Below are 19081 nucleotides of genomic sequence, written 5' to 3'. Positions count from 1 at the left end.
TCGCTTCACGTGAAAGACGCTAACGCCTGCCACTGACAATGCTCCTCCACGGCCTTTCCGGCTGTGGATAACTCATCAGAATGGATGTTCGATTTCCGTGTCAAGCGAGCCACGCCGCACCCCCGGCGGGCCGCCCGGCGCCGGCCTCCGGGCCCCGGCCCCCACGCTCCCGCCGGTCCCCCGGCCCCGCAGGTCCCCCGGCCCCCTCGGGCCCCGCCTCAGCGCGGGGCGCTGTCGTCGGCCTTGAAGGGGCCGCCGTGGCCGGGCACGATCACGTCCGCGACCGCCAGCACCCGCTCCCGCGAGGCCCGCAGTCCGTCGCGGTCCGGGGCCACCGGGTCCTCGGCCGGGCCGTCCGGCCGCCACCAGAGGTCGCCGACGAAGGCCACCACGCCCTCGTCCGTGCCCGCGAGCAGCGTGATGTCCTCGGGGCTGTGCCCGGGGGTGCGGATCAGCCGCAGCGAAGGGGTGAGCTCGTACCCCTCGGCGTCCCGGTCGGTCCACTGGTCGGCCTCGTAGACCGCCTTGTGGTCGTGCACCCGGGCCCGTCCGAAGAGTCCCACGTTCATGGTGTTGTCGGGGTGGTGGTGGCTGAGCACCACGTCGGTGATGTCGTCGGGGCCGAGCCCCAGCTCGGCGAGCGGGCCGAGGATGCGGTCGCGGCTCGCCACCATGCCGGGGTCGATGATCACGTGCCGGCCCGCGTCGGAGACGTACGAGACGGTGGCGGCCACTCCGGGGCCGGTGGAGAGGGTGTAGCCGGTGGTCAGGATCGTGTGTGCGGCGCTGCGGCCGGCCGGTGCGTCGGTCATGCCTCGATCTTCCCGGCGGGCCGGGCGCCCCACGAGTGGCACGGATGCCAGTGATCGCAGGAAAAGTGCCATACTCCGCGGGTGCCCCCGTTCACGACCGTCGCCGCCTACGCCCCGCCCGGGGTCGGCCTGCTCGCCGTCGGCATCGTCGCCGAGGTCTTCGCCCGGCGCGGGCCGGACCTGCCCGGTTTCGACTTCGCGCTGTGCGCGGACCGGCCGGGGGCCGTACCGACCGACGTCGGCGTGCCCCTGACCGCCGCGCACGGCCTGGACCGGCTGGCCTCGGCCGATCTCGTGATCGCCCTGCCCGGCGCGGAGTTCCGTACGCCGCCCGGCCCCGCGGTGCTCGACGCGCTGGCGGCCGCCCACGACCGGGGTGCGCTGGTGGCCGCCCACTGCGTCGGCGCGTTCGCCCTCGCCGCGGCCGGGCTGCTGGAAGGGCGGCGGGCCACCACCCACTGGCGGTTCGCGGAACTGCTGGCGAGCAGCTATCCGGGGGTGCGGGTCGAGCCCGAGGCCCTGTACCTCGACGAGGGGCGGATCATCACCGGCGCGGGGGCCGCCGCCGGGGCCGACCTGTGCCTGCACCTGGTCCGGCGCGAGCACGGGGCCGCGGTGGCCAACCACATCGCCCGGGACATGGTGCTGCCCTCGCACCGGGACGGCGGGCAGGCCCAGTACCTGGCCGCCCCGGTGCCCGAGGAAGGCCGGGACGAGCGGCTCGCCGAGGTGCTCGCCTGGGCCCGCGCGCACCTGCACGAGCCGCTGCCGGTGGCGGAGCTGGCGCGCCGCGCCGTGATGAGCAAGCGCTCCTTCGCCCGCCGGTTCGCCGCGGCCACCGGGACCACCCCGCACGCCTGGCTGCGGGACCTGCGGCTGAGCAGCGCCGAGGAGCTCCTGGAGACGACGGACCTGCCGGTCGAGGAGGTGGCCCGCCGGGTCGGGTACGGCAGCGCGGCGGTCCTGCGCGAGCAGTTCGTACGCCGCCGGGGCGTGCCGCCCCGCTCCTACCGGCGCTCGTTCACCCGGCTGCCGGAACCGCCGGACCGACCGCCCCGCCCGGGCGCCCGGCATGCGGCCCGGCCCGCCCCGCAGCACGATGGAAGGGTCTCTGCCACCCCAGGGGGGCCATTGGAGTGAGCGGCCATGTCCCTCGTCAAGGCGGGCCCCGACGCCACCGTCCTCGCCGACCACCTGGAGGTGCCCGGGATCGGGTTCCTGCCCGTCAACGCCTTCGTCCTGCACGCCGCCGAACCGGTGGTGGTGGACACCGGACTGTCGCTGCCCGACCGGGACTTCCTGGCGCGGCTCGGCGAGGCGATGGACCCGGCGGAGGTCCGCTGGATCTGGCTGACCCACCCGGACCGCGATCACACCGGGGGCCTGTTCGCCCTGCTGGAGGCGGCCCCGCGGGCCCGGCTCGTGACCACCTTCATGGGCGCGGGGATCATGTCGACCGAGCGGCCGCTCCCGATGGACCGGGTCTTCCTGCTCAACCCCGGCCAGTCCCTCGACGTGGGCGACCGCACGCTGCACGCGTTCCGCCCGCCGCTCTTCGACAATCCGGCCACCGTGGGCTTCTACGACGACCGGTCGGGCACCTGCTTCAGCTCGGACTGCTTCGGCGGGCCGATGCCGAGCGCCGAGCTGGCGGACGGCGGGGAGGCGGCGGAGGTGGAGCCGGAGCAGCTGCGCGCGGCCCAGCTGCTGTGGGCCACCGTGGACAGCCCGTGGGTGCACACCGCGGACGTGTCCAAGTACCTGGCGACGGTGCAGCCGCTGCGGGAGATGGATCCGGGCCTGGTGCTCTCCACGCATCTGCCGCCGGCCGCCGGGATCACCGCGCGGATGATCGACACCCTCGGCGAGGCCCCGGGGGCGGACCCGTTCGTGGGCCCCGACCAGGCGGCCCTGGAGCAGATGCTCGCGGGCTTCGAGCCGGACGCGCCCCCGGCGGCGGCGTAGCCCGTACGCGGGGCGGCCCGGCGGTGCGATCCGCTCGCCTCTCGGCCTCTCCGGAAAACAAAACACCCGAGGGTGTCAACCCTCAGTTGACACCCTCGGACTGTCAACCTAGGGTTGCACCCATGACGAACCCTTCGGTGGAACCCGTTCGCATGTCCAATCCGGTACGCCTCGACGACCTCATCGAGGCCATCAAGCACTCCCACGCCGACGCACTGGACCAGCTCACCGGTGCCGTCGTCGTGGCCGAGCACCTCGGTGACGTCGCCGACCACCTCATCGGCCACTTCGTCGACCAGGCCCGCCGCTCCGGCGCCTCCTGGACCGACATCGGCAAGAGCATGGGCGTCACCCGCCAGGCCGCGCAGAAGCGCTTCGTCCCCAAGGGGGACGGGGACACCGAGGCGGCCCAGGACTTCGCCCGCTTCACCCCCCGCGCCCGCAACGTCGTCGTCACCGCCCAGACCGAGGCCCGCAACGCCGGGAACGCCGAGATCCGCCCCGAGCACCTCGTCCTCGGCCTGCTGGCCGAGCCGGAAGGGCTCGCGGCCCTCGCGCTGAAGGCCCAGTCGGTCGATCCGGCAGCCGTGCGCGAGGCCGCGACCGCGGCCCTGCCGCCGGCCGCCGAGTCGGTCCCCGCGCTGATCCCCTTCGACGCCGGTGCCAAGAAGGCCCTGGAGCTCACCTTCCGGGAGGCCCTGCGCCTGGGCCACGGCTACGTCGGCACCGAGCACATCCTGCTCGCCCTGCTGGAACTGGAGCACGGCGACGGGGTCCTGAGCCGCAACGGCGCCGCCAAGGCCGCCACCGAGTCCCAGGTCACCGAGATGCTCGCCGCCATGGGCGCGGTGCCCGGGGCCGGTCCGTCGGCGTAGCCGGCCGGACCACCTCCCCCGCCCCCTCGGCCACCTCGTACCGCCGTACGTACGCACCCAGGAAGGCCTGCAGCGTGGCCACGGCCGGGATCGCGATGAGCGCCCCGACCGCGCCGAGCAGCGCGGTGCCGGCGATGACCGAGCCGAAGGCCACGGCGGGATGGATGTCCACCGCCTTCGAGGTCAGCTTGGGCTGCAGCACGTAGTTCTCGAACTGCTGGTACACCACCACGAACCCGAGGACGTACACCGCGTACCAGGGGTCTACGGTGAAGGCGATCAGCATCGGCAGCGCGCCCGCCAGGTACGTGCCGATGGTCGGGATGAACTGGGAGACCAGCCCGACCCACAGCCCGAGGGCGGGCGCGTAGGGCACGCCGAGCACCGCGAACAGCACGTAGTGCGCCACGCCCGAGATGAGCGCCATCACGCTGCGCGAGTACAGGTAGCCCCCGGTCTTGAGGACCGCGATCTCCCACGCGCGCAGCACCTCGGCCTGCTTGGCGGGCGGCAGCACCGAGCACAGGGCGCGCCGCAGCCTCGGTCCGTCCGCCGCGAAGTAGAAGGCGAACAGGCCGATCGTCAGCAGCCTGAAGAGTCCGCCGAGCACGGTGGCGGACACGTCGAGCACCCCGCTCGCACTGTTCTGCACGTACTTCTGCAGCCAGTCGGAGTGCAGCAGGCTGTCCTGGACGGCGAGCCTCGACAGGTCGGTGCCGAAGGTCGAGTTGCTCCAGCTGATCACCTTGTCGAGGGTGACGGGGAACTCCGCCACCATCTCGACGATCTGCTCGGCGAGCATCGAGCCGAGCAGGACGACGAACCCGACGGCGGCGACGAACACCCCGAGGAACACCAGGAAGGTGGCGAGCCCGCGGCGCATGCCGCGGGCCGCCATCCGTCCCACGGCCGGTTCGACCGCGAGCGCGAGGAAGAACGCGATCAATATGTTGATCAGCAGCCCGATCAGCTGGTGGAAGGCCCAGCTGCCCAGCTGGAAGCAGGCGTAGAGGGCCAGCACCACCATCACGGCCCGGGGCAGCCAGCGCGGCATCCGCGTCCCGGCCGTGAGGCCGCCCTCCCCCGCGCCGCCGCCACCGGATGCAGCCGGACCGGTACGGGCATCGCCGCCGCGGCGCGATCCCGGGATGGCGCCGCGGACGGCACCCGCCGCGGCGGCCGGGCCGCGGCCCGCTCCGGCGTCCGCCGCCCCCGGCGCACCCTCCGGGGCACCGGGCCCGTCCGGGGCGTCCGGGGCCTCCACGTCGTCCGGCGCGCCCACGGCACCGGGCGCCTCCGCGGCGTCCGGCGCGCGCCCCGGCTGCTTCGTCCCCGCGCGCGCCGAAGCGCCCGCCGGCTGGTCGGTCTCGTCTGTCGCTGCTCCCACGCAGCAAGTCTCGCCTACCCGCCGCCGTACCCGGGGCACCGGCCGCAGCCCCGTCCGGCGCCGGCGCGCACGGCGGGTGTGGGCCCGTGCCTGCCGGTCAGCGCTTGTGGGCGGGCACGTCCATCGCCGCGCACACCGCGCGCCACACGTCCTTGGCCTCCCAGCCCGCGTCCAGCGCCTGGTGCACCGTCCGCCCGCCGAGCTCCGTCATCACGTGGTCGCGTGCGAAGGAGTCGGCGTACCCGGCCCCGAAGTGGTCGGCCATCCGCTCCCAGAAAATCGTCAACCGCATGCACCCAGTATCCCGCCCCGGAGAGTGGCCCCGGCCCGTTCGCCCGGTGCCGCGCCCCCGCACCCCCCTACCGTTTCGCCATGGCTGGAGACGAGGCATCCCCACTGGCCCGCGCCGAGCAGTTCGTCTGGCTCACCGCCCGGGTCCTGGAACAGCGCAGGTTCGCCTTCCACTTCCTCGGCGGCGGCCCCGATCCGGTCGACGCCGCCCTGGGCCCGTACCTCAACGGGGACGGCGGCTACGGCCACGCGCTCGACCCCGACCTGCGGGGCCCGGCCAGCCAGCCCCTGCACACCGCGCACGCCCTGCGCGTCCTCGACAGCCTGGGCCGCTGCGCCGGCCAGCGGATCGAGCGGCTGTGCCGGCACCTGACCCAGGTGTCCACGCCGGAGGGCGCCCTCCCGCTGTGCTCCCCGGCCGCGCGCCCCTTCCCCGCGGCGCCCTGGCACCCGGCCGTGGACGATCCGCCGAGCGAACTGCTCACCACCGGCCCGGTGGTGGGTCTGCTGCACCGCAACCGGATCTGGCACGCATGGCTGTTCCGCGCCACCGAGTGGTGCTGGGACCGGGTGGAGACCCTGCACCACACCCACCCGTACGAGATCCAGGCCGCGGTGTCCTTCCTGGAGGGCGTACCGGACCGGTCCCGGGCGGCGGCGGCCGCCGACCGGCTGGGCCGGCTGGTGCGCGAGCAGCGGCTGGTGGTGCTCGACCCGCGGCGGCGCGAGGAGTACCCGCAGCCGCCCGGCTACGCGCCGGGCGAGCAGCTGTTCCCGCACGATCTGGCCCGCCGGCCGGAGTCCCCCGCCCGCGGCTGGTTCACCGACGAGGAGATGGGCCGCTCGCTCGATTTCCTCGCCGCCGAGCAGCAGGAGGACGGGGGCTGGCCGGTCCGGCGCCGGGCCTGGGCCCCGGGCAGCTCCCTGGAGCGCCGGCCGATCGCGACCATCGAGGCGCTGCTGACCCTGCGCGCCTACCACCGCCCGGAAGGGCTCAGCCGCCCAGGGCCCGGACACCCGCGGTGACGGCCACGGCCGCCGCGACCACCAGCAGGAACGGCGCCCGCAGCAGCAGGGCGATCCCGGCGGCCGCCAGTCCCGCGGCCCGGGCGTCGAGGACGAGCTCGTGGCCGGAGCTGAAGGTCTGCTGGGCCGTCAGGGCGGCCAGCAGCGCCACCGGGAGCAGCGCGGACAGCCGGCGGACGAGCGGGCGCTCCAGGGCGCCGGCCGGGACCAGCAGGCCGAGCAGCTTGACGAGGTAGCAGCCGGCGGCCGTGACGGCGATGGCGATCCAGACGTTCACCGTCCTTCTCCTTCGGGTCGGGAGGTTTCCGTACGGGAGGATTCCGCGCGGGGGGCTTCCGTACGGGAGGTGCGCCCCTTGAGGTACAGGACGGCGGGCGCGGCCAGCGCCGCGACCAGGACCGGCACCCCGGCCGGCACCAGGGGCAGGAACCCCAGCCCGAGGGCCAGCGCCAGCGCGGCCACGGCCCGCTCGGTCGCCGTGCGCAGCATCGGTGCGAGCAGGGCGAGGAAGACGGCGGGCCCGGCCGCGTCGAGCCCCCAGGCGGCGGTGTCGCCGATGGCCTCGGCGCCGAGGGCGCCGAGCAGGGTGGTCAGGTTCCACAGCACGTAGAGGCTCAGGCCGGTGACGGTGAAGCCGAGGCGGGCCGACGGCCGGTCGCGCTGGGCCAGGGAGACGGCGGCCGTCTCGTCGATCACCCAGTGCGCGGCGAAGGGGCGCACCGCCCGGGGCAGCGCGAGGAGCTGGGACAGGCGCAGGCCGTAGAAGGCGTTGCGGGTGCCGAGGAAGAAGGCGCCGGCGGCGGCCGTGAAGGGATTGCCGCCCGCGGCGAGCGCCCCGACCAGCGCGAACTGCGAGGCCCCGGTGAACACGAGCAGGCTGAGCACGCAGGCCTGGACCACGCTGATCCCGGACCCGGCGGCGGTGACCCCGAAGGCGAAGCCGGAGAGCCCGACCGCGATGCCGACGCCGAGGGAGTCGCGGACCACGGCCCGGCGGGCGGTGCGGTCCCACGGCGGGTCTGCGGGCCCGGGCGCGCCGGGTACGCCCTGCGTGCCGGGTACGCCCTCCGTTCCGGGTACGCCCTCCGTTCCGGGTGCGCCCTCCGTTCCGGGTGCGCCGTACCCGTCCTGCCCGCCGCCCGCGCGGTGCCCGGCCCGGTCCCGTCCGCCGGGCGGGTGGGGCCCCGCACCTCCCGCGGGCCTGCCGGCCGCCACCTCGTCTGCCACTTGATCTGCCACACGCCGACGCTATGCGGCCGGTCTTCTCTTCGTCTTGTACGTTCTTGCACCCGGGCCGCCCCGGACCGCCCCGGCCCGCCCCCACCTGCGTGCGCGGGTGCGCGCAGAATGGGGGGATGGGTACGGGAACGGCGGCGCGGCGGGGCCCGGGCGAGTGGGCGCGGCACTGGCAGCCGGAGCAGCTGCCCGGCCTCGACCTGCTGCGCGCCCACTACGTGCGCCACACCTTCCCGCGGCACGCCCACGACGGGTACGTGGTCGCGGCCGTGACCGGCGGGATCGAGGAGATCGGCCTGCCGGGCGGCACCGACCGCGCCGGGCCGGGCAGCGTGGTCCTGATCAACCCGGAGGTCCCGCACACCGCACGGGCCGGGGCCGCCGACGGCTGGGCCTACGCCACCCTCTACACGCCGCGGGACGTCGTGGCCGAGGTCGCGGCCGAGCTGTCCACCCTGCGCGGCACCCCGGGCTTCCGCGAGTCCACAGTGCCGGACGCCGAGGGCTGCCGGCTGATCAGCGAGGTGCACCGGGCGGCCGAGGAGGGCAACGCCCTGGCCGCCGACAGCCTGCTGCGGGTGGTCGTGGCCCGGATGCTGGGCCGGTACGGCGGTCCGCTGCCGACCCGCGCGGTGCCGGGGGCGGGCGCCGCCACCGCCGCCCGGGCCCGCGCGGTGCTGGCCGAGCGGCTGACCTGCCCGCCCTCCCTCGACGCGCTGGCGGCCGAGCTGGGGACCAGCCCGTTCGCGCTGCTGCGCGCGTTCCGCGAGGCGTACGGCATGCCCCCGCACACCTGGCTCACCGACGCCCGGGTCCGCGAGGCCCGGCGGCTCCTGGACGCCGGGACCGCACCGGGAGAGGCGGCGGTCGCGGTGGGCTTCAGCGACCAGCCCCACCTGAACCGCCACTTCACCCGCATCGTGGGCGTCCCCCCGGGCGCGTACCGGCGCGAGCGCCGGGGGACGCGGGGCTAGGGAGGCGCGCGGTTCGGGAGGCGCGGCCGAGGGGCGGGCGGCTCGGGAGGCGCGGCCGAAGGGCGCGCGGCCGAGGAGCGCCGGGCCGAGGGACCGCTGCCGTCGGGCGCCTGCGGCCCGCTGTCAGTGGCCGGGTGCACGATGGGGGGCATGGCCGGCTCCGCGCTCGACTCGTTCTCCCCCGCGACCCGCTCCTGGTTCACCGGGGCCTTCGCGCTGCCCACCGCCGCCCAGGAGGGCGCCTGGACGGCGATCGGGGCCGGCTCCGACGTGCTGGTGGTCGCGCCCACCGGCTCCGGCAAGACCCTGGCCGCCTTCCTCGCCGCCCTCGACCGCCTGGCCAGCGTCCCGCCGCCCGCGGAGTCGAAGAAGCGCTGCCGGGTGCTCTACGTGTCCCCGCTCAAGGCCCTCGCGGTGGACGTGGAGCGCAATCTGCGCAGCCCCCTGACCGGCATCCGGCAGGAGTCGGTGCGGCTCGGGCTGCCGGAGCCGGACATCCGGGTAGGCATCCGCTCCGGGGACACCCCGGCCGCCGAGCGGCGGGCGCTCGCCACCCGCCCGCCGGACATCCTGATCACCACCCCCGAGTCCCTCTTCCTCATGCTCACCTCGGCCACCCGCGAGGCGCTCACCGGCATCGAGACCGTGATCCTCGACGAGGTGCACGCGGTCGCGGGCACCAAGCGCGGGGCGCACCTCGCGCTGTCCCTGGAGCGGCTGGACGAGCTGCTGCCCCGCCCGGCCCGCCGCATCGGCCTGTCCGCGACGGTCCGGCCGGTGGAGGAGGTGGCCCGCTACCTGTCCCCGCGCGGCCGGGTGGAGATCGTCCAGCCGCCGTCGGCCAAGGAGTTCGACCTGTCGGTGGTGGTGCCGGTCGAGGACATGGGCGAGCTGGGCGGCTCCCCCGCCACCGAGGAGCGCGAGGGCGGCGACAGGCCCTCGATCTGGCCTCATGTGGAGGAGCGGATCGCCGACCTGGTGCAGGCCCACCGGTCCACCATCGTGTTCGCCAACTCGCGCCGGCTCGCGGAGCGGCTGTGCAACCGGCTCAACGAGATCGCGTACGAGCGCGCGGTGGGCGAGGCCCTGCCCGAGGGCCCGCCGCCGGCCGAGGTCATGGCCCAGTCCGGGGCCGCGCAGGGCGCCCCGCCGCTGCTCGCCCGCGCGCACCACGGCTCGGTGTCCAAGGAGCAGCGGGCCCTGGTGGAGGAGGACCTCAAGGCGGGCCGGCTGCCGGCCGTCGTGGCCACCTCCAGCCTGGAGCTGGGCATCGACATGGGCGCGGTGGACCTGGTGGTGCAGGTGGAGTCGCCGCCCTCGGTGGCGTCCGGGCTGCAGCGGGTGGGCCGGGCCGGGCACCAGGTGGGGGCCGTCTCCACCGGCGTGGTGTTCCCCAAGTACCGCGGGGACCTGGTGCAGGCCGCGGTGGTGACCGAGCGGATGCGCACCGGGTCGATCGAGTCCCTGCGGGTGCCGTCCAATCCGCTCGACGTCCTGGCCCAGCAGATCGTGGCCATGACGGCGCTGGACACCTGGCAGGTGGACGACCTGCTGGCGCTGGTGCGCCGGGCGGCCCCGTTCGCCGCGCTGCCGGAGTCGGCGTTCACGGCCGTGCTGGACATGCTGGCCGGGCGCTACCCCTCGGACGCCTTCGCCGAGCTGCGCCCGCGGCTGGTGTGGGACCGGGTCGCGGGCACGGTCACCGGTCGGCCGGGCGCGCAGCGGCTGGCCGTCACCTCCGGCGGCACCATCCCCGACCGCGGCCTGTTCGGCGTGTTCCTCGCCGGATCCGACCCGAAGAAGGGCGGCGGCCGGGTCGGGGAGCTGGACGAGGAGATGGTCTACGAGTCCCGGGTGGGCGACGTGTTCACCCTGGGCACCACCTCCTGGCGGATCGAGGACATCACCCGCGACCGGGTGCTGGTGTCCCCGGCGCCCGGGGTGCCGGGGCGGCTGCCGTTCTGGAAGGGCGACCAGCTGGGGCGGCCGCTCGAACTGGGCCGCGCCGTCGGCGCGTTCCTGCGGGAGGTCGGCGGCCTGCCGGAGGAGGACGCCCGGCTGCGGCTGCTGGCCGCGGGCCTCGACGCCTGGGCCGCGGACAACGTGCTGGCGTACCTGGCGGAACAGCGCGAGGCCTGCGGGCACGTGCCGGACGACCGGACGGTGGTGGTCGAGCGGTTCCGGGACGAGCTGGGCGACTGGCGGGTGGTGGTGCACTCCCCGTTCGGCGCGCAGGTGCACGCCCCGTGGGCGCTGGCACTGGGGGCGCGGCTCGCCGAGCGGTTCGGCATGGACGCCCAGGTGATGCACGCGGACGACGGGATCGTGCTGCGGCTGCCGGACGCGGACCTGCTGGGGCTCGACCTGCTGGACCACGATCCGGCGGGCGCGGCCCACGACTTCGCCTTCGACGGCGAGCAGGCCCCGCTGGGCGCCGCCGACGTCCTCTTCGACAAGGGCGAGGTGGACCAGGTCGTCACCGAACAGGTCGGCGGCTCCGCCCTGTTCGCCTCCCGGTTCCGCGAGTGCGCGGCGCGGGCCCTGCTGCTGCCGCGGCGCAGCCCCGGCCGGCGGACCCCGCTGTGGCAGCAGCGCCAGCGCGCCGCCCAGCTGCTCCAGGTGGCCTCCGAGTTCGGCTCGTTCCCGATCGTGCTCGAAGCCGTACGGGAGTGCCTGCAGGACGTGTTCGACGTGCCGGGGCTGACCGAGCTGATGGGGGACATCGAGGCCCGCCGGGTCCGCCTGGTCGAGGTCACCACCCCCGAGCCCTCGCCGTTCGCCCGCTCCCTGCTGTTCGGGTACGTGGCGCAGTTCCTGTACGAGGGCGACTCCCCGCTCGCCGAGCGGCGCGCGGCCGCGCTCTCCCTGGACTCGCGGCTGCTGGCGGAGCTGCTCGGCCAGGCGGAGCTGCGGGAGCTCCTCGACGCCGAGGTGCTGGCGGAGCTGGAGCGGGAGCTCCAGTGGCTGACCGAGGACCGGCGGATCAAGGACGCGGAGGGGGTCGCCGACCTGCTGCGCCTGCTGGGCCCGCTGACCGGTGACGAGCTCGCGGCGCGCGGGGCGGACCCGCAGTGGCCGCAGGCGCTGGGCGCGGCCCGGCGGGCCATCCGGGTCCGCATCGCCGGGGTGGACCACTGGGCGGCGGTCGAGGACGCGGGCCGGTTGCGGGACGCGCTGGGCACCGCCCTGCCGGTCGGGGTGCCGGAGGCGTTCACGGAGCCGGTGAAGGACCCGCTGGGCGATCTGCTGGCCCGGTTCGCCCGTACGCACGGCCCGTTCACCTCGTCGGCGGCCGCGGCCCGCTTCGGCCTGGGCACGGCGGTGACCGAGGGCGCGCTCCAGCGGCTCGCGGCGGCCGGCCGGGTGGTGCAGGGCGAGTTCCACCCCGCGGGCATCGGCCAGGAGTGGTGCGACGCCGCGGTGCTGCGCCGGCTGCGGCGCCGGTCCCTGGCGGCGCTGCGCCAGGAGCTGGAGCCGGTGCCCCCGGCCGCGCTGGCCGCCTTCCTGCCGCAGTGGCAGCACCTCGGCGGGGCGCTGCGCGGGATCGACGGGCTGGCGCGGGCCGTGGAGCAGCTCCAGGGCGCCCCGGTGCCGGCCTCCGCCCTGGAGAAGCTGGTGCTGCCCTCCAGGGTGAGCGGGTACTCCCCGGCGCTGCTGGACGAGCTGACGACCACCGGCGAGGTGGTGTGGGCCGGGGCCGGGGCGCTGCCCGGCAAGGACGGCTGGATCTCCCTGTACCCGGCGGACTCGGCGCCGCTGCTGCTGCCGGAGCCGCATCCGCTGGAGCAGGGGCCGCTGCACCGGGCCGTGCTGGCCGCGCTCGCCGGGGGGTACGGCCTGTTCTTCCGGCAGATCGCCGAGCAGGTCCGGGCGGTGGAACCCGACGCGACCGATCCCCAACTGGCCGACGCCATCTGGGACCTGGCCTGGTCGGGCCGGCTCACCAACGACACGCTGGCCCCGCTGCGCGCCCTGCTCGGCTCCGGGCGCACGGCGGGCGCGACCGCGCACCGGGCCAAGCGGACGGTGCCGCGGGGGCGTTACGGCTCCCTCAGCGCGTCGGTGTCCCGGAGCGGGCCGCCCACCGTCGCGGGCCGCTGGTCCCTGCTGCCCGCGGCCGAGCCGGAGGCCACCCACCGCGCGCACGCCCTGGCCCGTACGCTGCTGGACCGGCACGGGGTCGTGACCCGCGGGGCGGTGGCCGCCGAGGGCGTGGAGGGCGGCTTCTCGGCCGTCTACCGGATCCTGTCGGCCTTCGAGGACAGCGGGCAGGCCCGCCGGGGCTACGTGGTGGAGGGGCTGGGCGCGGCCCAGTTCGCGATGGACGGGGCCGTGGACCGGCTGCGCGCGGCCTCCAACGCCCGGGACCGCGGCGAGTCCGACGGCGGGCGCCCGGCCCTGGTCCTGGCGGCGGCGGACCCGGCGAACGCGTACGGGGCCGCGCTGCCCTGGCCCGAGCCGCCGATGGGGGCCGGGCACAAGCCGGGCCGCAAGGCGGGGTCGCTGGTGGTCCTGGTCGACGGCGAACTCGCGGTGTACCTGGAGCGCGGCGGCAAGACCCTGCTCTCCTGGCTGCCACCGGAGGACCCGCGCCTGCTGCGCGTGGGCGAGGCCCTGACGGCGGCGGCCCGCGCGGGCACGGTCCCCCCGCTGACGGTGGAACGCATCAACGGCGCCCCCGCCCTCACCTCCCCCCACGCCCCGCCCCTGGAATCCACCGGCTTCCACGCCACCCCCCGAGGCCTCCGCGCCCGCCCGTAACCCTCGGGACTCCGCCCCGAACCCCGCGCCTCAAACTCCCCCAGCCCCAGGAGGCTGGGAGGTACCCCCTGGCGGGGCTGGAGTTCGCCCCTCGGCACCCGCCCGCCGTCCTCTCGGGGCTCTGCCCCCAACCCGCGCCCCGAACGCCCGAGGGGCTGGGGGCGGCCCGCCCCATGGGCACCCGCCCGCCGCCGTCTCGGGGCTCCGCCCCGAACCCCGCGCCTCAAACTCCCCCAGCCCCAGGAGGCTGGGAGGTACCCCCTGGCGGGGCTGGAATTGCCCTCGGCCTCGTCGGCCGGGCGGAGCGCATCGACCCCAGCCGGCGGCGAGACGCCCGAGGCCCCCCGGCAGCGCCGCATCGAGCCCCGCCAGCGGTGGAGGCGCGGGGCCCGGGGCAGAGCCCCGGGAGGACAATGGCCGCATGCCCGAAGGAGACAGCATCTGGCGGGTCGCAGCCCGCCTGCAGCAAGCCCTCGCCGGCCGCGAACTGACCCGCTGGGACCTCCGCGTACCCCGCCTCGCCACCACGGACCTCACCGGCCGCACCGTCCTGGAGGTCGTGCCCCGCGGAAAGCACCTCCTGACCCGCATCGAGGGCGGCCTCACCCTCCACAGCCACCTCCGCATGGACGGCGCCTGGCGCGTCTTCCCCGCCGGGGCGCCCTGGCGCGGCGGCCCCTCGTACGAGATCCGCGCGATCCTCGGCACCGCCGCCCACACCGCGGTCGGCTACCGCCTGCCGGTGCTGGAGCTGCTGCGCACCGCCGAGGAGGACCGGGCCGTGGGCCACCTCGGCCCGGACCTGCTCGGCCCGGACTGGGACGAGCAGGCCGCCGCCACCGCCGCCCGCCGACTGGCCGCGGATCCGGGACGCCCGCTCGGCGAGGCCCTCCTCGACCAGCGCAACCTGGCCGGCATCGGAAACATCTACAAGTGCGAGCTCTGCTTCCTCGCCGCCGCCACCCCGTGGACCCCGGTCGGCGAGCTCCCGGAGAGCACCCTCGCCCGGCTCCCCGGCGCCGCCCACCGCCTCCTGAAGGCCAACGCCGGCCCGGCCGAGCACCCCCGCAACACCACCGGCCTGCGCCGCCGCGGCCAGGAGCTGTTCGTCTACGGCCGCGCGGGCCGCCCCTGCCTGCGCTGCCGCACCCCCGTGCGCCAGGCCCCGCAGGACGACCGCCCCACCTACTGGTGCCCGCGCTGCCAGAGCGGCCCCGTCGGCGGGGAGAACAAGCCGCCCGCGCCACCTGGTTGACGGTCCGTCAGATCCGGTCGTACCGTCCCGGCATGCCCTCACCCCAAGCCTCGTACGACCTCACCGGCCGCACCGCGCTGATCACGGGCGCCGCCAGCGGCATCGGGCGGGCCACCGCCGTCCTCCTCGCCCGGGCGGGCGCGGCCGTGCACTGCGCCGACCGCGACGAGAAGGGCCTGGACGAAACCGCCGCCCTCGTGGCCGCCGCCGGCGGCACCGCCGTCACGCACCCCCTGGACGTGACCGACCGGGCGGCCGTACGGGCGGCCGTCGCGGCGGCCGGACCGCTGGACATCGCCGCCGCCATCGCCGGGGTCATGCACACGAGCAGCGTGCTCGACACCACCGACGAGGACCTGGACCGGGTGCTGGACGTCAATTTCAAAGGGGTCCTGCGCACCTGCCAGGAGGCGGTCCGCGCCATGACCGCCGCCGGCCGCCCGGGGAGCGTCATCACCATGGCCTCCGGCGCCATGGACGCCGCCCAGCCCGGCCTGCTCTGCTACAGCGCGGCGAAGGCCGCCGTGGTCCAGCTCACCAAGACCCTCGCCACCGAGGCCGGCCCCCTCGGCATCCGCGTGAACGCCGTCGCCCCGGGCTGGATCCGCACCCCCATGACCGACCGCCACGACCCCGGGATCCAGGAGCAGACCGAGGCGGCGATGGCCCGCATGTCCCCGCTGCGCCGGGTGGGCGAGGCCGGGGACATCGCGCAGACGGTGCTGTTCCTCGCCTCGGACGCCTCGTCCTTCATGACGGGCCAGATCCTCCGCCCGAACGGCGGCGTCGCCATGCCCTGGTAGCCGCCGCCGCAGCCGCCCCCGCCAGCCGTCCCCCGGGTCCCGCGCCCCGCCGCCGCGCCTCGGAGACCCCGGCCGCCCGGGCCAGCGGCACGCAGTGGACCGGCAGCAGGCTCAGCCCCCAGCCGCCGACCGCCACCGCGCCCTCGACCGCCCCGGTCCGCCCGGGCACGAGGGCCAGCCGCAGCACGGCCCACCACCACAGCGCCCCGCCGGCCACTGCCGCGGCCACGACCAGGGGCGTCCGTATCCGCCGCACGGCTGCCTCCTCCGGCCGGGGTCGGGACCCGCCCCACATCCTCCCGCACCCCCGCGGCCCCCGCATCCAGAACGGCCCCGGACAGCGCGAGGCCCCGGCCCGGCGCACACACACTGCGTGCACACCCGGCCGGGGCCTCGCCCCACGCTTCACCTCAAGCGGCTACGACATCCACCGCTTCGGCCGGCGCCTTGATGGTCACCCGCTCGGTGGGGACCGTGACCGAAGCCACGGAAACCGAATTGAGCATCGGGCGGACCGGTACCGGCACCGGTTCGCTTGCCGCGGCCGACTGGGCCAGCTCGGCGAGCGAGAGTTCATCGCTGACTTCGCGCATCAGCTCGGACATCCGTACGTCCAGCGCGTCACAGATCGCGGAGAGCAGCTCGGAGGAGGCCTCCTTCTGCCCCCGCTCCACCTCGGAGAGATAGCCGAGCGAAACTCGGGCGGACGAGGAGACTTCGCGCAGAGTACGGCCCTGGCGCTGGCGCTGCCGACGCAGCACGTCACCCAGCAGGCGACGGAGCAGAATCATCGGTGGCTCCCTCCTCTGACCGTGTAGCGGCATCCTTCACGCCCCACCGTACCGCCTCGCGCCGCGGCCGTGCGGGGAGCGATGTCGTGTTCACTCAGGGCTGCAAACATCAAATCCCCCCGTTCTGTTCCGTACCCTGTGTCCGCGCATTCTCCCGCAGTTCGCTCGAGAGAAGTTCGAGCACCCTCCGTACACTCTCCCTACGGATTTCCGCTCGGCTGCCGTTCAACCTCAAGGCGGCCGTTTTCCCGCCCGCCGGACCGGCCACCGCGACGAAGACGGTGCCCACCGGCTGCCCGTCCTGCGGCTCCGGACCCGCCACCCCGGTGGTCGCGATCCCCCAGACCGATCCGAGCTCCCGCCGCACCCCGGCCGCCATCTCGGCGGCGACCTGCGCGTTCACCGCGCCGCTGCGGGCCAGCAGCTCCCCGTCCACACCGAGCACCCGCTGCTTGAGTTCGGTGGCGTACGCGGTGACCGAGCCGCGGAAGGAGCGGGACGCGCCCGGTACGGCCGTCAGCGCGGCGGCGACCATCCCACCGGTGAGGGATTCGGCGACGGCGACCGTCTCGTCACGCTCCGCAAGCAGGCCCAGGACTTCCACTGCGGTCCCTTCCGCACCGGACGTCTCGTGCTCCCCCACACCCGCCGTCATGACCGTACTCGCCACTCAGTCCTGTCGCTCAGCTCTGCCCGCTCTGTGCGGCGCGCTCCGCCGCCAGTCCCCTGCGCCGGAGGACGACCGCCTGGCGCACGTAGTCCAGGCCGGTGAGCACCGTCAGCACCACGGCGACGGCCATCACCCAGAAGCGCAGCGTCGCCAGCGGTCCGGTCAATGCCAGAACGTACATGCCGACGGCGGTCCCCTGGGCCAATGTCTTCATCTTGCCGCCGCGACTGGCCGGAATCACCCCGTACCGGATCACCCAGAAGCGCAGCAGGGTGATGCCGAGCTCCCGCCCGAGGATCACCCCCGTGACCCACCACGGCAGGTCGCCCAGCGAGGAGAGGCAGATCAGCGCCGAGCCCATGATCGCCTTGTCGGCGATGGGGTCGGCGATCTTCCCGAAGTCCGTGACCAGGTTGTACGTACGGGCCAGATGCCCGTCGAACAGGTCCGTGATCATGGCGATGGCGAACGCGGCCCAGGCCAGCGAGCGCCAGGCCGGGTCGTACCCGCCCTCCGCGAGGAGCAGGAAGACGAAGCCCGGCACGAGCAGCAGGCGGACCATCGTGAGGATGTTCGCGATGTTCCACAGGCTGGCCTGATTGACCGCGGCAGCCCCCAGCTTTCCGCCGGGCGCAGGCCTACGGCCGGTTCCACCCGCCGCTGAAGCCGGGACTCCGGTCATCCGGCCGCCTCCTCGAGGTCCAGGGGCTCGGCGACCAGGTCCACGCCCAGACTGCCGACCACCTTTGCCATGACGATACGGCCCGGGACCAGGCCCTCGCTTGTCGTGAACACAACCTGGCCGTCGGTCTCGGGGGCCTGGTGCGCGGCGCGGCCCGTGGCCCCGTCCTCGTCCCCGGCTTCCTCGCCCACGGCCTCGACCAGCACCTCGACCGTCTCGCCGATGCGCTCCTCGGCGCGCTGGGAGGTGAGCTCCTCGGCCAGGCGCTGCATGTGCGCCAGCCGCTCGGCGATCACGTCCTCGTCCAGCTTGTTCTCGTACGTGACGGCCTCGGTGCCCTCCTCGTCGGAGTAGCCGAAGACGCCGATCGCGTCGAGCCGCGCGTGCGTGAGGAAGCGCTCCAGCTCCTTGAAGTCGGCCTCGGTCTCACCGGGGAAGCCCACGATGAAGTTGGACCGCACACCGGCCTGCGGGGCCTTGGAGCGGATCGTGTCGAGCAGCTCCAGGAACCGGTCGGTGTCTCCGAAGCGGCGCATGGCCCGCAGCACGTCCGGGGCGGAGTGCTGGAACGACAGGTCGAAGTAGGGCACGACCTTCGGGGTGGAGGTCAGCACGTCGATCAGGCCGGGGCGCATCTCGGCCGGCTGCAGGTAGCTGACCCGCACCCGCTCGATGCCCTCGACCTCGGCCAGCTCGGGCAGCAGGGTCTCCAGCAGCCGGATGTCGCCGAGGTCCTTGCCGTAGGAGGTGTTGTTCTCGGAGACCAGCATGATCTCCTTCACCCCCTGCTCGGCCAGCCAGCGGGTCTCGCCCAGCACGTCGCTCGGCCGGCGCGAGATGAACGATCCGCGGAAGGACGGGATCGCGCAGAAGGAGCAGCGGCGGTCGCAGCCGGAGGCCAGCTTCACCGAGGCCACCGGGCTGGTGTCCAGGCGGCGGCGCAGCGGCGCGCGCGGCCCGGAGGCCGGGGCCAGCCCGTCCGGCAGGTCGGCCGGGGGCGTGTCCTGGGCGTGGCCGGGCAGCGCCACCGCGGGGGCGGCCTGGCGCTCGGCGGGGCTGATCGGCAGGAGCTTGCGGCGGTCGCGCGGGGTGTGGGCCTCCACGCTGCCGCCGCTGAGGATGGTCTGGAGCCGGTTGGAGATGTCGGCGTAGTCGTCGAAGCCGAGGACTCCGTCGGCTTCGGGCAGGGCCTCCGCGAGCTCCTTGCCGTAGCGCTCGGCCATGCAGCCGACCGCGACGACGGCCTGGGTCTTGCCGTGATCCTTGAGATCGTTGGCTTCCAGGAGGGCGTCTACGGAGTCCTTCTTCGCGGCTTCGACGAAGCCGCAGGTGTTGACGACGGCGACGTCCGCATCGGCGGCGTCCTCGACGAGCTCCCAGCCATCCGCCGCCAAGCGGCCTGCGAGCTCCTCCGAGTCCACCTCGTTACGGGCGCAGCCAAGAGTGACAAGGGCGACGGTACGGCGTTCGGGCATGGACTCAAGAGTACTTCGTCCAGCCGCCGGCCCCTGCCGGGTGCCCCGACCAGCAGTGATCCCCGGGGCGCGGTGCTG

18 protein-coding genes are annotated in these 19081 nt (G+C 75.3%); 8 read left to right on the top strand and 10 right to left on the bottom strand.

Going from position 1 to position 19081, the window contains the following annotated elements:
• Positions 1 to 218: 218 nt before the first annotated feature.
• Positions 219 to 812 carry an MBL fold metallo-hydrolase gene (locus ACZ407_RS14320; RefSeq protein WP_468128358.1) on the bottom strand — a complete coding sequence of 198 codons (594 nt, stop codon included), beginning with the start codon at positions 810 to 812 and terminating at the stop codon, positions 219 to 221.
• An 81-nt stretch (positions 813 to 893) separates the two neighbouring features.
• On the opposite strand from ACZ407_RS14320, the gene ACZ407_RS14315 reads away from it, so the two are divergent.
• The 3 genes from ACZ407_RS14315 (at position 894) to ACZ407_RS14305 (ending at position 3652) form a co-directional block, all read left to right on the top strand.
• On the top strand, positions 894 to 1952 hold the full coding sequence (locus tag ACZ407_RS14315) for a GlxA family transcriptional regulator (RefSeq protein WP_468128357.1): 1059 nt from the start codon (positions 894 to 896) through the stop codon (positions 1950 to 1952).
• 6 nt (positions 1953 to 1958) lie between these two features.
• Positions 1959 to 2777, top strand: coding sequence for an MBL fold metallo-hydrolase (locus tag ACZ407_RS14310; protein ID WP_468128356.1), 819 nt, complete (start codon positions 1959 to 1961; stop codon positions 2775 to 2777).
• A gap of 122 nt (positions 2778 to 2899) precedes the next feature.
• Positions 2900 to 3652 carry a Clp protease N-terminal domain-containing protein gene (locus ACZ407_RS14305; protein ID WP_468128355.1) on the top strand — a complete coding sequence of 251 codons (753 nt, stop codon included), beginning with the start codon at positions 2900 to 2902 and terminating at the stop codon, positions 3650 to 3652.
• Here the strand turns inward: ACZ407_RS14305 and ACZ407_RS14300 are convergent.
• Both ACZ407_RS14300 and ACZ407_RS14295 read right to left on the bottom strand, forming a co-directional pair.
• Complete coding sequence (locus ACZ407_RS14300; protein ID WP_468128525.1) at positions 3597 to 4706, bottom strand: AI-2E family transporter; 1110 nt, start codon at positions 4704 to 4706, stop codon at positions 3597 to 3599. The two genes, ACZ407_RS14305 and ACZ407_RS14300, sit on opposite strands and share 56 nt — an antisense overlap.
• A gap of 430 nt (positions 4707 to 5136) precedes the next feature.
• Positions 5137 to 5331: a DUF3046 domain-containing protein gene (locus tag ACZ407_RS14295; protein WP_468128354.1), complete on the bottom strand. Its 195-nt coding sequence runs from the start codon at positions 5329 to 5331 to the stop codon at positions 5137 to 5139.
• 80 nt (positions 5332 to 5411) lie between these two features.
• Between ACZ407_RS14295 and ACZ407_RS14290 the strand changes: the two genes are divergently transcribed.
• A complete protein-coding gene (locus tag ACZ407_RS14290; RefSeq protein WP_468128353.1) occupies positions 5412 to 6356 on the top strand; it encodes a hypothetical protein in 945 nt (314 codons plus the stop codon).
• On the opposite strand, the gene ACZ407_RS14285 is transcribed toward ACZ407_RS14290, so the two are convergent.
• Entirely contained in the window at positions 6325 to 6633 is a 309-nt protein-coding gene (locus ACZ407_RS14285) for an AzlD domain-containing protein (RefSeq protein ID WP_468128352.1), read from the bottom strand. The genes ACZ407_RS14290 and ACZ407_RS14285 overlap by 32 nt on opposite strands.
• Complete coding sequence (locus ACZ407_RS14280) at positions 6630 to 7595, bottom strand: AzlC family ABC transporter permease (protein ID WP_468128351.1); 966 nt, start codon at positions 7593 to 7595, stop codon at positions 6630 to 6632. The genes ACZ407_RS14285 and ACZ407_RS14280 overlap by 4 nt, the downstream gene beginning before the upstream one ends.
• Positions 7596 to 7711: 116 nt before the next feature.
• Between ACZ407_RS14280 and ACZ407_RS14275 the strand changes: the two genes are divergently transcribed.
• The 4 genes from ACZ407_RS14275 to ACZ407_RS14260 all read left to right on the top strand — a co-directional run bounded on the left by ACZ407_RS14275 (position 7712) and on the right by ACZ407_RS14260 (position 15385).
• The gene (locus ACZ407_RS14275) at positions 7712 to 8566 is read left to right on the top strand and encodes an AraC family transcriptional regulator (protein WP_468128350.1); all 855 of its coding nucleotides are present in this window, start codon (positions 7712 to 7714) and stop codon (positions 8564 to 8566) included.
• Between the two features lie 150 nt (positions 8567 to 8716).
• On the top strand, positions 8717 to 13327 hold the full coding sequence (locus ACZ407_RS14270; RefSeq protein ID WP_468128349.1) for an ATP-dependent helicase: 4611 nt from the start codon (positions 8717 to 8719) through the stop codon (positions 13325 to 13327).
• 421 nt (positions 13328 to 13748) lie between these two features.
• A complete protein-coding gene (locus ACZ407_RS14265) occupies positions 13749 to 14582 on the top strand; it encodes an Fpg/Nei family DNA glycosylase (RefSeq protein WP_468128348.1) in 834 nt (277 codons plus the stop codon).
• A gap of 32 nt (positions 14583 to 14614) precedes the next feature.
• On the top strand, positions 14615 to 15385 hold the full coding sequence (locus ACZ407_RS14260) for an SDR family NAD(P)-dependent oxidoreductase (RefSeq protein ID WP_468128347.1): 771 nt from the start codon (positions 14615 to 14617) through the stop codon (positions 15383 to 15385).
• Here ACZ407_RS14260 and ACZ407_RS14255 read toward each other — a convergent pair.
• From ACZ407_RS14255 to rimO, 5 genes are all read right to left on the bottom strand, one after another.
• Positions 15333 to 15680, bottom strand: a complete 348-nt coding sequence (locus tag ACZ407_RS14255; protein WP_468128346.1) for a hypothetical protein — start codon at positions 15678 to 15680, stop codon at positions 15333 to 15335. The two genes, ACZ407_RS14260 and ACZ407_RS14255, sit on opposite strands and share 53 nt — an antisense overlap.
• A gap of 115 nt (positions 15681 to 15795) precedes the next feature.
• Positions 15796 to 16176, bottom strand: coding sequence for a helix-turn-helix domain-containing protein (locus ACZ407_RS14250; RefSeq protein ID WP_468128345.1), 381 nt, complete (start codon positions 16174 to 16176; stop codon positions 15796 to 15798).
• A 109-nt stretch (positions 16177 to 16285) separates the two neighbouring features.
• The gene (locus ACZ407_RS14245) at positions 16286 to 16831 is read right to left on the bottom strand and encodes a CinA family protein (RefSeq protein ID WP_468128344.1); all 546 of its coding nucleotides are present in this window, start codon (positions 16829 to 16831) and stop codon (positions 16286 to 16288) included.
• Between the two features lie 28 nt (positions 16832 to 16859).
• Positions 16860 to 17528: a CDP-diacylglycerol--glycerol-3-phosphate 3-phosphatidyltransferase gene (gene pgsA, locus ACZ407_RS14240; RefSeq protein WP_468128343.1), complete on the bottom strand. Its 669-nt coding sequence runs from the start codon at positions 17526 to 17528 to the stop codon at positions 16860 to 16862.
• Positions 17525 to 19003, bottom strand: coding sequence for a 30S ribosomal protein S12 methylthiotransferase RimO (gene rimO / locus ACZ407_RS14235; protein ID WP_468128342.1), 1479 nt, complete (start codon positions 19001 to 19003; stop codon positions 17525 to 17527). Before rimO ends, pgsA begins: the two co-directional genes overlap by 4 nt.
• Positions 19004 to 19081: the final 78 nt, after the last annotated feature.

This window comes from Streptomyces sp. NPDC030809, assembly GCF_055572195.1.
The sequence above is the reverse complement of the archived record's forward strand: the minus strand, read 5'-3'. Positions and strand labels throughout refer to the sequence as shown.

What these genes read in the sequence shown, in the direction of transcription:
- ACZ407_RS14295 (WP_468128354.1), bottom strand. Translation starts at nt 5,331, where the DNA reads ATGCGGTTGACGATTTTCTGGGAGCGGATGGCCGACCACTTCGGGGCC.
- ACZ407_RS14265 (WP_468128348.1), top strand. Translation starts at nt 13,749, where the DNA reads ATGCCCGAAGGAGACAGCATCTGGCGGGTCGCAGCCCGCCTGCAGCAA.
- ACZ407_RS14290 (WP_468128353.1), top strand. Translation starts at nt 5,412, where the DNA reads ATGGCTGGAGACGAGGCATCCCCACTGGCCCGCGCCGAGCAGTTCGTC.
- ACZ407_RS14245 (WP_468128344.1), bottom strand. Translation starts at nt 16,831, where the DNA reads ATGACGGCGGGTGTGGGGGAGCACGAGACGTCCGGTGCGGAAGGGACC.
- ACZ407_RS14275 (WP_468128350.1), top strand. Translation starts at nt 7,712, where the DNA reads ATGGGTACGGGAACGGCGGCGCGGCGGGGCCCGGGCGAGTGGGCGCGG.
- ACZ407_RS14270 (WP_468128349.1), top strand. Translation starts at nt 8,717, where the DNA reads ATGGCCGGCTCCGCGCTCGACTCGTTCTCCCCCGCGACCCGCTCCTGG.
- ACZ407_RS14305 (WP_468128355.1), top strand. Translation starts at nt 2,900, where the DNA reads ATGACGAACCCTTCGGTGGAACCCGTTCGCATGTCCAATCCGGTACGC.
- ACZ407_RS14320 (WP_468128358.1), bottom strand. Translation starts at nt 812, where the DNA reads ATGACCGACGCACCGGCCGGCCGCAGCGCCGCACACACGATCCTGACC.
- ACZ407_RS14300 (WP_468128525.1), bottom strand. Translation starts at nt 4,706, where the DNA reads ATGCCGCGCTGGCTGCCCCGGGCCGTGATGGTGGTGCTGGCCCTCTAC.
- ACZ407_RS14255 (WP_468128346.1), bottom strand. Translation starts at nt 15,680, where the DNA reads ATGTGGGGCGGGTCCCGACCCCGGCCGGAGGAGGCAGCCGTGCGGCGG.
- rimO (WP_468128342.1), bottom strand. Translation starts at nt 19,003, where the DNA reads ATGCCCGAACGCCGTACCGTCGCCCTTGTCACTCTTGGCTGCGCCCGT.
- pgsA (WP_468128343.1), bottom strand. Translation starts at nt 17,528, where the DNA reads ATGACCGGAGTCCCGGCTTCAGCGGCGGGTGGAACCGGCCGTAGGCCT.
- ACZ407_RS14310 (WP_468128356.1), top strand. Translation starts at nt 1,959, where the DNA reads ATGTCCCTCGTCAAGGCGGGCCCCGACGCCACCGTCCTCGCCGACCAC.
- ACZ407_RS14260 (WP_468128347.1), top strand. Translation starts at nt 14,615, where the DNA reads ATGCCCTCACCCCAAGCCTCGTACGACCTCACCGGCCGCACCGCGCTG.
- ACZ407_RS14250 (WP_468128345.1), bottom strand. Translation starts at nt 16,176, where the DNA reads ATGATTCTGCTCCGTCGCCTGCTGGGTGACGTGCTGCGTCGGCAGCGC.